This window comes from Gemmata algarum, from assembly GCF_034097035.1.
Taxonomy (GTDB): domain Bacteria; phylum Planctomycetota; class Planctomycetia; order Gemmatales; family Gemmataceae; genus Gemmata; species Gemmata algarum.
Map to the genome: position 1 here is coordinate 83439 of NZ_JAXBLV010000002.1, position 12544 is coordinate 95982.

The following is a 12544-nucleotide window of genomic DNA, read 5'->3' on the forward strand; positions in this document are numbered from 1 at the left end:
TTCGCTCGCGACTTCGCCCCGTTCTCCAGATCGTGTCGGTTCGCACAAACCGCGCAGTCGATTCCTCCGGTGCCGACCGGAGGGCTGCAATGCGGGTGGCACTAGGATTCGTTCTGCTCGGAGTGATTGTCGGGTGTGAGTCGCTGCACGCCCCGGCGCCCCCCGACCCGCCGAAGCAGCCGCCGCCCGTCACGGCACCGGTGCGCGTCGTCGGCCGGCCCCCGGACGTGCCGAAAACGGCGGCCGAGGTGCTTCGCGCGTCCGCAAAGTCCGCGGTCGCACAAGACCCGCCGGAAGAGGACCAACTCGCCCTGGTCGCGCAGTGCCTGGAGCGGGCCGATCACCTGGGGGCCGCGGGGCACCTCGAGACCTACGTGAGCCGGCACGCGGACCAGCACCTGTTCCGGCTCCAGCTTGCGGAGTTGTACTTTCAGGCCGACCGTGTTACAGACGCCCGGGGGCACTACGAGCGGTTCGCCGCCGACGCACAGGCCGGCCCGCCGGCCCTGTACCCGCACCTGGTCACCGCGCACATCAAGTTGCGCGAGATCGCGATGCGCACCGGGGACCGGTTCGCCGAACCGTTCCACCGCGGCGTGGGGCTGCTGCTGCTCGTGCGGGAGCAGGACGGGGCGAAGGCCCGGGACGCGGCGTTCTGCGAGGAGCTGCTGTGCAAGGCGCTCGCCGCGCTGACCGAGGCGAAGGCCCGCAAGCCCGGCGACGCCCGCGTGCTCGTGTACCTGGCCGAGGCCCACGAGCGCGCCGGCAACCGGCACGCGGCCGGTGCCGAACGCGCGGCGGCCCGGGCCGACGTGGTCGGGGGCGAGCTGACGGTTGCCGAGCGCCGGCCGCTGCTACTGCGCGACTGACCGCGCCGCGGCGACTTCGGCCGCCAGCCGGGCGTTGGCCACGATCAGCGCTTGGTTGGCCGCCAGCGTCCGCCCGCCGCTCAGGGCCGCGAGGCGCGACAACAGGAACGGCGTCACCTTCGCCCCGGTCACACCCGCGGCACCCGCCTCGCGACTCGCCTCGGTGAGCCACCGGTCGAACTCTTCCGCGGGCACCGCGACATCGGCCGGGCACGGCTGCGCGAGAACGGCGCCCGCGCCGCCCATGCGCACGTGCGCCGCGAACAGGTCGGCCGCTTCGCCCGGAGAATCGACCCGCGCGGACACCGGCAGCGGCGGGGCGTGGTCGCCCACGTAGAACGCCGGGAACGCGTCCGTGCGGTAACCGACCACCGGCACGCCGAGCGTCTCCAGGATCTCGATCGTGCGCGGCAGGTGGAGGATGCTCTTCGCCCCGCTGCACACCACCAGCACCGGCGTGCGCGCCAGTTCGGTGAGGTCGGCGGAGATGTCGAACGGCTCCGCCTCCCGGTGCGCGCCCCCCAACCCGCCGGTGGCGAACACCCGGACGCCGGCGGCGTGCGCGAGCGCCATCGTGGCGGAAACGGTGGTCGCGGCGTGGTGCCCGAGCGCGACCGCGGCGCCGAGGTCGCGCCGGCCCGCCTTTCGCACACACGGGAGCGTCGCGAGGGCCTCGAGTTGGGCGCCCGAGAGGCCCACCGTCGGCCGGCCGCCGAGGACCGCGATCGTCGCCGGCGTCGCCCCCACCGCGCGGCACGCGCGCTCGGCCGCGCGGGCCGTTTCGAGGTTGACCGGGTAGGGGAGCCCGTGGGCGATCAGCGTGGACTCGAGCGCGACCACCGGGCCGCCGGCCGCGACCGCCGCCCGTACCTCGTCGCTAACGGCTAACCATTCTGGAATCGTTTGCGTCTGGTGCAAAGGCGTTCACCGGGCGAATTTGAAAAGGTCCGCATCGACAGGCCGCGCGGAAGCACACATAATGCCAGCTATGGAACCGGGACACGAGACCCAAACTCCCGCGAACGTCGACGAAACCCCCATGCCGATTCAGGTCGGCTTGGTGGTGCCGCCCGCCGCCGCGCCCGCACCGGTTCCCGCGGCCCCGACGGCGGTGCTCGTTCTGCTCCAGATCGCGAGCACCCCCGGCCCGTGGTTCCCGGGCCGGTTCGCGGCCGAAAGTGGCACCTCGCGCGACAGCCTCGACGAGCCCCTGTCCGAGCTCCGGCTCGCGGGGCTGGTTCTGGCGACGGAGTGGGTCCGCGGGGTGGGCCAGGGGTTCGCGCTGACGCCCGCCGGGAAGATCACCGTTGCGGACGCCGGCGCGCTGGAGCGCCTGAGCCAGGGGGTACCGGCCTCCGCCGTCGCGGCGCAGGCCGCCCCGGCGGAAGAGGACGCGACGGCGGAACCGGCCGACCTCGGCCACCCGGCCGTCGGCGTCGAAGACGGTGCGACGCGCCCGCCGGTCGTGGTGCCCGCCCTGCTGATGGCGAACGCGGTGTGGTTCTTCATCTGCGCGGTGTGGGGCATCCGCTGGGGGCTGACGCTCTCGCGCAGCCTGAGCGAGGGGCACCCCGAGGTGCTGCACCGGTTCGGGGCGGTCAGCGGGATGGACCTGCTCGCGGGCGAGTGGTGGCGGCTGTTCACGTGCTGCTTCGTCCACGTCGGCGCGCTGCACCTGCTGGGGAACCTGTTCGCGCTCGCGATGATGGGGCCGCTGGCGGAACTGCTCTGGGGCCGCTGGCGGCTGCTGCTCATCTATACGATATCGGGCCTGGCCGGCAGCGCGCTGGCGATGGCGCTCCAGCCCAACGCGCTGCTCGCGGGCGCGTCCGGGGCCATCTGGGGCGTGCAGATGTCGCTGTTCGTGTGGCTGCACACGTTCCGCGACCGGCTCCCCACGGACGTGGCGGCCGACTGGTTCCGGCGGCTCATGGTGGTGTTCCTGCTGAACGGGGCGGTGAGCTTCCTGCCGAACGTGAGCTGGGAGGGGCACCTCGGCGGCGGGCTGGCCGGGCTGCTGACCGCCGGGCTGTTGAACGCGGCGCGGTTCGGCGACCGCCCGCGGCGGCTGGGGGCGTGGATGCTGCTGACGATGCTGCCCGCGCTCTGCGTGGCCGGGGTGGCCGGCGCGATGGGGGCGGAGGGGCTCCCCGGCTGGCGGAAGCTCCGGCAGCAGCTCGCGGCCGAGCGCAGTGTGACGGAGGGCGGGGAGCGGTTGGCCGCCGCCCACGAGACCTACGCCCGCCAGATCGGGCCGCGGCTGGCGCGACTGATGCCGGCCGACCCGAACGGCATCACGAGGAGCCGCACGCTTGTGAAACTGCTGCCCGAGGAGCGCGAGCTGCTGGCCCTGCGCCGCTCCCCGGACGCGCCGCCGCAGCAGCGTGCGGCGGCGCGCGCGAAGGTGCTGGCGCTCAAGGCCGTCGCCGAGGAGGTGGCCGCGGCGACGCCGCGCGAGTCGGTCGGCGCGCCCCCGCTGGACAAACAGTTCGCGCGGGTGGGCCGGTTCGCCACCGCTCAGGCGGCGGCGCTCGAATGGCTGCTCGCGCTCGACGGGAGCGGCGGCCTAGCTCGGTCGCTGGTGTGGGCCGCCTGGGCGAACGCGCGAATGGAATCGCACCAACTGTGGCTCGAACTGACCAAGTGACCGGCCCGCGCCCGGGGTTACCACCACAGCTTGTCGAGGTTCACGTTCCCGCCGCTGAACACCACGCCGACCTTCGCCAGTCCCGGAAGTGACTTAAACGCCTCGCTCAGCGCCACCGCGGCGCCCACCGCCCCGCTCGGTTCCACGATCAGCTTCATGCGCTCCCACACCAGCCGCATCGCGGCGCGGATCTCGTCGTCCGACACGGTGAAGACGCGCTCCACGAGGTCGCGGATCACCGGCCACGTCAACTGACCGGTGCTCGTGAGCAGCCCGTCGGCGATGGTGTTCGGGCCGGTTTGCGGGAGCCACTCCCCGGCCGCCTTCGAGCGGGCGGCGTCGTCCGCCCCGAGCGGCTCGGCCCCGAACACGCGGGTTCCGGGCTTTACGCCGGTCGCGGCGATCGCGCACCCCGAGACCAACCCGCCGCCACCCAGGCACACGACCATCGCGTCCAGGTCCGGCACGTCTTCGAGCAGTTCGAGTGCGACCGTCCCCTGGCCGGCGATCACGTCGGGGTGGTCGAACGGCGGGATCAGGGCGGCCCCGGTCCGCGCGACCAGTTCGTTCGCCGCGCGCTCGCGGTCGGCGAGGTTCGGTTCGCAGAGCGTCACCTGCCCGCCGTAGCCCTCCACCGCCGCCCGCTTCACCGCCGGGGCGGTCTTCGGCATGACGATGTACGCCGGCACGCCGCGCTCGCGGGCCGCCAGGGCGAGCGCCTGCGCGTGGTTGCCGCTGGAGTGCGTGACCACGCCCTTTGCGGCGTCGGCGTCGGACAGCTTGCGCACCGCGTTGGCGGCGCCGCGGTACTTGAACGCCCCGACCTTCTGGAGGTTCTCGCACTTGAAGAACAGCCGCCGGCCCGCGAGGCGGTCGAGGGTCGCACTCGTCATCACCGGGGTGCGGTGGGCGGCCCCCTTGAGGCGCTCGGCGGCGGCGCGAACGGCGGCCAGATCGCAGGCGTAAGTCGGCATGGCCGGAACTCGGTTTGACCAGGAAACAGCGGCAGGGATAATACACGGACCGAAGAGGAGAACGGCCATGACCGTGACGCTGACTCCGGAGCTGGAGCGGATCGTGAACGCACAACTGGCGACCGGCCAGTTTGCAACCCAGGAAGAGGTGATTGCCGCCGGCCTGCGCATGCTCCAGCGGTCCGAGGCCGGCAAGGAGGCCGACCTGCGTGCGCCGCTGGACGAGGCGGACGAGGACGTGGTCGCCGGCCGCGTCGGGCCGTTCGATCCGGTCGCGACGGCCGCGCGTGTCAAGGCCGCCCACGCGGGGAGCTAAGCAGACGGCCGCGGACATACAGCACTTTTGACGAGCCGCGACCGCCAGGGAGCGGTGCCACGTAAACCGCTTCCTGGCGGTCGCGGCTCGTTTTCAAACGTTACAAACAGCCTTGTGTACGTGCTTGAAACGTGTGGCGGAATGGGCGGTCACGGATTCGTTCCGATCTGTGCTGGGTGCATGCTCATAAGACTAATTTTGACAGGATTAACAGGATTCACCGGATGAAGACAGATCGGATTTGAAATCCTGTTTGTCCTGTTGATCCTGTCAAAATCTTCTTGGCCTTTCCTGTTGAGCTTTAGTAGTTACACGTATTGTGTGGGGCCATCCGCGTTACCCCGAGCGGGCGCATTCCGCCGTGCGTTCTTAGCCTCCGCGCCCCTTCGGCCACGTGTACCCGCGCGGGTCCATCGCCCGCCACGCCTTCCCCATCTGCGCCCACGCGCCGCCCCAGAAGCGCCGGAACGTCAACCCGCCGGCCCGCAGCGCCCGCCGGTGCCCCGCCCAGATCGCGAGCGTTACCCCGGCGAACAGCACCCGCTGAACCCCCATCGTGAGCGCGCGGAGCGCGTGCCCGCGGTTGCGGTGAATGATCGCGAGCCGCTCGCACTGGAACCGCAGGTGCGGCACCTCGTCCCGCAAGATCTGGTGACAGATGCGGCGCAGCACCGCGGAGCCCGTCGCGCGCCGCACCGCCGCGTAGTAGAGCATTGCGTGGACCTCCACCATGACGACCACCGTCGTCCACACCTCCATTCGCAACCGCAGGTGGCGGAACAGCCGGAAGATCGAGTCGCCCCAATCGCGGCCCTTCCGCGGCACGCCGGCGAGGTCGAGGAACCGGCCGAGCATTTCCCCGTGGCGCTGCTCCTCCGCGATGAACCGCCTGATCGCTTCGACGTAAGCGGGGTCGTAGGTCTGGGCGGCGTGCCGCTCGGCCGCCCGCGTCAGTCGCGCCCCGTCGGACGTTTCGCCGAGCTGCCACGCCCGCAGCGATTCGATGATCTCGGCCAACTCCTCGCGCGTTGCACCGGCGCCCGCGCCCCAGGGAATCGGCATGAGGTTGGTCGCGTTATGCTCGAAGTACGCGACCCACTCCTCGGACGTCCACACGACCGGTTTCACGGGCACAGCGGTCGCGGCGTCTTCGGTACTCAGGCCCAGAGCTTCCAGCATTGCACTTCGCATGTGTTACTCCAATAGCGGTGCAGAATACTTTGCGTTGCAAAGTTAAAAGCCAAAAAAGAAGCGGGCGAAAGCCCGCACTGGACCAAATAGCGCTACGACGGGTGGCGGTGCGGGTGCCCTGCGAACACCGCAACGAGCATCCGGAAGAAGAGGCCGCCCGCGAGCGCGGTCGCGAGGAGCAACCCGCCGGTCACGACGGTAACAAGGAAGCCCATCCATTCAGTCATTTCTGGCGGTGGGGCCACGCGCTGCGCGCACAGTTCAAGGGCCGCCCCACCCGCCATGAATTGTGCGATAGGTAAGGTCTGTGATAAAGAGAACACTCCGGCGCTGGAGACAAGTGGCCGTCGTATCCACGGCACCCGCGCGACCGTCACGGCGCCCGCCAACCACAGGGCCACGATGCCCGCGAGCATTCCGAAGAAGCCGCCTTTCGCGGTGACGGCGAGGCCGAAGGCGAACGGGATCGGCAGGTTCGCCAGCACCACCAGCGCCCACCCCCACTGCCACTCGGACCCCGGCGACCGGGTCGAGGTGGGAACGGGTTCCGCGGTGCCGGGCACTTGAACGAGCATGGAGGCTCCTTCGCGTTACGCCCCGGCCAGCCCGGGGCGGGCGGGCCCGCCCGCGGTGTCGGTGGCGTCGGCCTCCTGGGCGGCGTCGCGCAGCACCCGCTCGAGCTGGGCCAGGTACTCGCGGAACCGCTTCCGCCCGCTCGTCGTAATCACCACCGTGGTGAGCGGGCGGCGGTCCTGGAATGTCTTGGTGATCTTCACCAGCGGGTGCTTGGCGTCGTCCTCACGGGCCAGCATTTCGAGGTGCTTGCTCAGGTTCCCGTCGGTCAGGCTGCACAGCCGCGCGAGGTCCGAGAACGACAGCCCGTCCGGGTGCGTCGCGAGGGCCGTGAGGATGCCGATGCGGGCCTTCGAGTGCAGCACCGGGTCGAGGCCGTCGTAGGCGAACCGGCCCGCGTCGCCGTCGGGCTCTTTGTCGGCGTCACTCATCTCGGTATTCCTTCGTGGAGTGCAGCGCGAGCGCCGTTAACAGGTGGCCGATGCCGAAGACGCCGCCGACGCACCACCCGGGCGGCTCCGGCGGCTGCCACGCGAGCAGCATTGCGCCGGCGAACACGTAACCCGTCCCGAGCAGCGTGATCGCGCGCGGCATGTGTGGGCGCACGGCGATGAACCCGAGTCCGAACAGCACCGCCCACAGACCGGGGAGCAGCGGCACGAAGCCGTCCGTGCGGGCGAGCGCGACCGTGACCAGCGCGCCGGCGAGCAGGCACGGCAGGAACTGCCCCATCACGCGCCGGGTGCGGCGCCGCTCGAAGTCGTCTTCGCGGAACAGGTACGACCGCACCGCCGCCGCGAACCCGACGCACCCGCCGAGCATGGCGACCGCCGACCAGTACCCCGCGAACGCGGCGGGCACCCCCGCGGGGAGCACCCACCGCTGCGCCGCGGCGGCGAAGAGCCCCACGGCGCCGATCACCGCCACCGCGGGCACGCGGAACCCGCGGTACACCTCGCCCTTGGTGAGCTGGTCGTGGATGCGGTCGAGCTGGGCTAGCGCGTCGCGGACTTCCATTCGCTCGTCACCCGTCAGAGGGAAGTTGGCGGCAGTATACTTTGCACCGCAAAGTAAAGTCAAGGGTGAAGGTGGAACAGTTCGCCGGAAGGCAGGGCTGCACCGCACCTCACCCGGGTCGCGGACGAGTGCTTGTATTCTGTAGCCGGCCTCTGTCAGCGAATTTCAATCCTGGGACGCCGAAGTTGCGAATGGTCATGAAATCTGTGGGGATTGAGGCACTCTAACGCGGGCGAGATCAAGCCGGCCATCGAGCGCCCAAATAGCCCGCCGGCCCTCAGTTCCTAAGTGGTTGCCCGGATTCGGCTTCCCAGGATTGAAATTCGTTGTGTGAGGCCGGTGCGATACGAGCGATGTCACACCGGCCTCACAGAGGCCGGCTACAGAATACGGCGTGGATACGAATCAACCGGATTCGGCGTCACACTGCGCGCGTACCAACTCGGTGCCATCGGACTGGTATGGGATCGCGCCAGACACACCACCGTGGGAGCCAATCCGCGCGACGTGCGCGGCCCACGCCCGCTCGGGTGATTCGAGCGAGCTTGAGCCGCGAGACTGTCACGGAGGTTACAGCATGGCGCGCAGGACTGACGGGGGCGCGACGGGACATTCGCGGGCGGTTCGCTGCCGATTCGCTACCCGGTCGCTGGTGCGTTGCTACCACCGAATCGTGCCCGCAAAACACGAATAACGCACCCGTTCGCCCGGAGGGTGCTTCCGGAATCACTGCGGGATACGTGCCGTAAGGTGTTATTGGAAAATCGGTTGCGGCGGTTACGGTCCGATGTGCAGCTTCGCCACTGCGGACGGGAATCGGGGTCACGGGCTCTGTTCGAGGTCGCGCGAGTTTTTGGAACTCCCGCGCGAGACGAAATAGGGTGCGGAAGTGCTGGTGCTGCCGGCCGTATGATGCGAGGTCACCGTGAATACGCCGCGTAGTTACGCTTCGACCACGGGGTACGGGAAGGGGAGGGCGGATGTGATCGCGCATTTCCTGCATCAGTTCGCCGGCCGCCGGGCAAACAATGACGGAACCGGTCGTTCGCCGAAGGGAGCTGCGATGTCCGCAACCGCCGTCCGCAGAGTCGTCTCACGGCTTCAGCCCGGGGGCGTACTCACCGACGCCGAACTCGTCCGCGCGATCGTGGCGCCGGGCACGAACCGCGAAGCCGCGTTCGCGGAACTGGTAGGGCGCTACGGGCCGATGGTGCTGGGCGTGTGCCGCCGGGTGCTCGGCGACGCGCACGCGGCAGAGGACGCGTTTCAGGCGGCGTTCCTGGTACTCGCCCGGAAGGCGGAACTGGTTCGGCCGCCGGGCGCGGTCGGTGGCTGGCTGTACGGTGTTGCGGTGCGCACGGCCCGGAAGGCGAAGGTCGCTGCCGCCCGGCGGCGGAGGTACGAGATGGCGGTTAGCACTCCGACGAATGTTGACGGTCGCGGTGTCGCCGGTGACCTCGATCACGCCGAGTTGCGCGCGGTGATCGACGAAGAACTGGCCGCGCTGCCCGAAACGCACCGTGCCGCAGTCGTGCTGTGCGATCTTCAAGGCAAGACCCGCGCGGAAGCGGCGTGCGAGTTGGGCCGGGCCGAAGGGACCGTGGCGTCGTGGCTCGCACGCGGGCGCAAGGCACTGGCCGCGCGGCTCTCGCGGCGCGGCGTGGCGTTGCCCGCCGCGGGGCTCCTGGCGGTCGCGGTGCCGGCCGCCGTGTCGGCCGAACTGAGCTCCGTTGCGGTCGGCACTTTAGCCGGTCGCGGCGCGTCACCGTTCGTTCTCGCACTCGCGGAGAGCGTGATGAAAAGCTTCGCGCTCGCTCCGAAAAAGCTGTTCGCTGGCGTGTGTGCCGTCGGGGCGCTGCTGGCGGCCGTTGCGACGGCTGCCGCGTGGCCGGGGCGCCCGCCTGTTCCGGGCTTGCCCGCGGCACCGCTCACGACCGTTGCCGCGCCGGTCCCCAAGCCGGAACCGGCCGCCAACGGCTTCCTCGACCACGACGGGCGCATCCATTCGGTGTCCTACGCCCCAGGTGGGAAGGCGTTCGTTTCGGTCGGCGGCGGGCGCGCGGTCGTGTGGGAGGCCGAAACGCGGGAGCGACGGTTCAGCGCGTCGGCCGAGTTCGCGGCGTTCTCGGCCGACGGCAAGTCGCTGTTCGTCCTGGCCGAAGATGAGTTCCGCACGCTCGATGCGGGCACCGGTAAGGTGCAGGCCGCGAAGAAGCGGGACAAGCCCGAGGCGATCTACCGGGGAGCGACCGCCGCGTTCACCGCCGACGGATCGAAGTGGGTCGAGTTCGACGGCAACGTGCATCACCTCCGCGGCGATTTCAAGGGCGGGGCGCCGGTGCTCGCGGGGCAAAGGGTGTCCACCCCGGAGGAGTACAAGCGGATCTCCGGGCGGGGCGGCGCGTTCAGCCCGGACGGAACGCGGTTCGCCGGCATCCACTGGAAGCACGCCCATGAAGACGGTAACGGTGTTCTGAGCGTTTGGGACGCCGCCACCGGCACGCGGGCCGGGACACTTGCGTTCCCGAAGGACGAGGCTCCGGCCTTTTCGTTCGCCTGGTCGCCGGACGGGACGGAACTGGCGGTCGGCCGGTACAGCGTGGAGGTGTACGATGCAAAGACGCTCAAACTGTCGCGCTGGTTCGACGCGGGGTGGGAGCGAATGACCGGGCGGTTCAGTGCGCTGGCCTGGTCGCCGGACGGCAAACGCCTGGCGGCCGGGCGCCGGGTCGAACGCAGCACCAGTCCGCCCGGCCGGACCGGCGGCGTCATCACGGGAGACACCGCCAGCGTCCAACTGCTCGACGCGCGGACCGGGGCCGAGTTGCAGTGGTTCGACGGGTTCCCGGACAATTTGCCGGTGATGTCGCTCGCGTTCAGCCCCGACGGTCAGCGGATCGTGTGCGGGGCCGGCAACTTCCCAGATGTGATTGGTTTCGATCCCCCTGCCGGTGCGAAGACGCTTCGCCTACTGAACGTCGAAGAGCCGAGCGCGCGGGGCATGCGCGGCGTCGCGTTCGGCCCGGACGGCTCGCGCTACCTCGTCTTCCGTGACGGCATTGTCGAGGTGTTCGACGCCGCCACCGGAAAGTCTCTGTACGCGGCTGAGGGCGAAGCGGGGCGCCTCCTCGCGGGCAACGGGCTCGTTGTGCTGGAACCCCGGCTGATCTCGCTGTACGACGCGCGGGGCCACCGGACCGCCGGGCGGCGGCCCCCGAACACGAAGGCCAAGTGGGGCCACGCGGTGTTCAGCCCGGACGGTAAGCGGTACGCCCTTCACTTCGGCCAGAACGTGCGGGTGTACGATACCGCGACCGGCACCGAAGCGTTCTGGCTGGAAGGGCAGCTCGAAGCGTCTGGCATGTCCTCCGGACACCAGATCGCGCCCACGGTCCAGTTCACCGACGACGGGAAAGGGCTCATCGTGTCGCGGGTGAAGCTCACCGCCGACGGGCCGCTCGGGGCGGGTGTGTGGTCGGCGACGGACGGCAAACGGCTCGACACGTTCGTGCCCAACGGGAAGGAACAGATGGAGTGGGCCGTTCCCGCACCGTCGGGCGGTACGGTCGCGATCTCGTTCGGAACGCGTGTCGAAATCTGGGCGACCGGAAACGGTGCGAAGAACCCGGTTCACCGCTTTGCATCGTCGTGGCGGGTGGACTCGCTCGCGTACTCGCCGGACGGAACGCGGATCGCGGTTGGCAGTCGGAAGGAAGTGGGTGGCGACGGCGGGAAGGCGAACCGCGTTCGGGAAACGGTGATTCAAGTGTTCAACGCGACCACCGGGAAAGAGCAGCACCGGTTCGCGGAGCGAGCCGTGGGGAGGGACCGCGCCGCGCTGCACCTGGCATTCGCCCCCAACGGCAACCAGCTCCTGGCCGGGTTCAGTGCGGCTGTGGGACCGGGCGGGGCGGTCAAGCTGTACGACGTGACGCCACCTGCTCCCGCGGTAGCACAAGATTGGGTCGAAGTGGCCACTCTGACCGACCTCAAGGGGAATGTGAACGGGGTGGCAGTGTCGCCCGACGGTAAGCTGTTGGCCGCGACCGATCACATGGGGGTGATTGCGGTTTGGGACGCCAAAACGCGCAAGGTGCTCGCCACGGTGAACCGGGCCACGAAGGGCGCGTACGGGGTGGCGTTTTCCCGGGACAACAAGTGCCTTGCGGTCGGCAGCGACACGGGCGTTCTGGGCTACGAACTGCCGGGTACGAAGCTCGCGGCGTGGAGCGAGAACAACGTCAAATTCGGTCGGGTGAGCGAGGTGGCGTTTTCGCCGGACGGCACCCGCCTCGCTGCGACCGACGGGTATGTGACCCGGGTCCGCTCGCTCGCCGGCAAGGAACTGTGGTCGTTCCAGTCGCACCCGCGCCCGAAAGGTGAGTCGGTGGCGCGGCGTATCGCGCCCGCGTGGTCGCCGGATGGGAAGTGGCTCGCCGTTCCGTCCAAGGGCCAAGACTCGGGTGCGTGGGGCGTCAGCCTCAGCCCCAAAGGTGAGGGGGCACCCACGCGAGTGCTGACCGGTCCGAAGGCGCCCGTGACCTGCGTGGCGTGGGCGCCGGACGGCTCGTTCTTCGTGGCAGGCGATGAAGACGGAACCGTGATCGCGTGGGACGCAAAGACCGACAAGGAGATCTGGCGACGGACGTTCCACGGGCGCGACATGCCGGCCGGTCGGGTGCACGCACTGGCCGTGTCGCCCGCGGATGGCACCGTCGCGGCAGCCGTGGACATGCTCTCTGGCATGTGCCCCCAGCGCGTGGTTCTGCTCGCACCGCGGGACGGCGAAGCGGTGGCGTCGGGGCTGTGGCGGATGGCACCGGTGACTTCGGTTGCGTGGGCGCCGGACGGGCGGTCGTTCGTGGCCGGGTACGGCGCGTCCGAGTTCGAGCGGCTCCCGGCGGGCGGCGGTGCGGGCGCGGTGGTGGTGTGGGAGCGCAAGCCGTGAGCGCAGGGG

Annotated in this window: 10 protein-coding genes; 4 read left to right on the plus strand and 6 right to left on the minus strand. The window is 70.1% G+C overall.

The window, feature by feature from the left end:
• Window positions 1-89 precede the first annotated feature (89 nt).
• Window positions 90-869: a tetratricopeptide repeat protein gene (locus R5W23_RS01540; RefSeq protein ID WP_320684810.1), complete on the plus strand. Its 780-nt coding sequence runs from the start codon at window positions 90-92 to the stop codon at window positions 867-869.
• On the opposite strand, the gene R5W23_RS01545 is transcribed toward R5W23_RS01540, so the two are convergent.
• Window positions 855-1787 carry a pseudouridine-5'-phosphate glycosidase gene (locus tag R5W23_RS01545; RefSeq protein ID WP_320684811.1) on the minus strand — a complete coding sequence of 311 codons (933 nt, stop codon included), beginning with the start codon at window positions 1785-1787 and terminating at the stop codon, window positions 855-857. The genes R5W23_RS01540 and R5W23_RS01545 overlap by 15 nt on opposite strands.
• 121 nt (window positions 1788-1908) lie before the next feature.
• Here R5W23_RS01545 and R5W23_RS01550 point away from each other — a divergent pair, with 121 nt between their 5' ends.
• A complete protein-coding gene (locus tag R5W23_RS01550; RefSeq protein ID WP_320684812.1) occupies window positions 1909-3516 on the plus strand; it encodes a rhomboid family intramembrane serine protease in 1608 nt (535 codons plus the stop codon).
• Between the two features lie 17 nt (window positions 3517-3533).
• Here R5W23_RS01550 and R5W23_RS01555 read toward each other — a convergent pair whose 3' ends face one another.
• The gene (locus tag R5W23_RS01555; protein WP_261189672.1) at window positions 3534-4490 is read right to left on the minus strand and encodes a pyridoxal-phosphate dependent enzyme; all 957 of its coding nucleotides are present in this window, start codon (window positions 4488-4490) and stop codon (window positions 3534-3536) included.
• Between the two features lie 67 nt (window positions 4491-4557).
• On the opposite strand from R5W23_RS01555, the gene R5W23_RS01560 reads away from it, so the two are divergent.
• Window positions 4558-4806: a ribbon-helix-helix domain-containing protein gene (locus R5W23_RS01560; RefSeq protein WP_320684813.1), complete on the plus strand. Its 249-nt coding sequence runs from the start codon at window positions 4558-4560 to the stop codon at window positions 4804-4806.
• 369 nt (window positions 4807-5175) lie between these two features.
• On the opposite strand, the gene R5W23_RS01565 is transcribed toward R5W23_RS01560, so the two are convergent.
• The 4 genes from R5W23_RS01565 to R5W23_RS01580 form a co-directional block, all read right to left on the minus strand.
• The gene (locus tag R5W23_RS01565) at window positions 5176-5997 is read right to left on the minus strand and encodes a ferritin-like domain-containing protein (RefSeq protein WP_320684814.1); all 822 of its coding nucleotides are present in this window, start codon (window positions 5995-5997) and stop codon (window positions 5176-5178) included.
• 92 nt (window positions 5998-6089) lie between these two features.
• A complete protein-coding gene (locus tag R5W23_RS01570) occupies window positions 6090-6572 on the minus strand; it encodes a hypothetical protein (RefSeq protein ID WP_320684815.1) in 483 nt (160 codons plus the stop codon).
• A gap of 15 nt (window positions 6573-6587) precedes the next feature.
• Window positions 6588-7001 (minus strand): transcriptional regulator, encoded by a 414-nt coding sequence (locus R5W23_RS01575; RefSeq protein WP_320684816.1) that lies wholly within the window; start codon window positions 6999-7001, stop codon window positions 6588-6590.
• Complete coding sequence (locus R5W23_RS01580; protein WP_320684817.1) at window positions 6994-7587, minus strand: hypothetical protein; 594 nt, start codon at window positions 7585-7587, stop codon at window positions 6994-6996. The genes R5W23_RS01575 and R5W23_RS01580 overlap by 8 nt, the downstream gene beginning before the upstream one ends.
• A gap of 1063 nt (window positions 7588-8650) precedes the next feature.
• On the opposite strand from R5W23_RS01580, the gene R5W23_RS01585 reads away from it, so the two are divergent.
• On the plus strand, window positions 8651-12535 hold the full coding sequence (locus R5W23_RS01585; protein WP_320684818.1) for a sigma-70 family RNA polymerase sigma factor: 3885 nt from the start codon (window positions 8651-8653) through the stop codon (window positions 12533-12535).
• Window positions 12536-12544 lie beyond the last annotated feature (9 nt).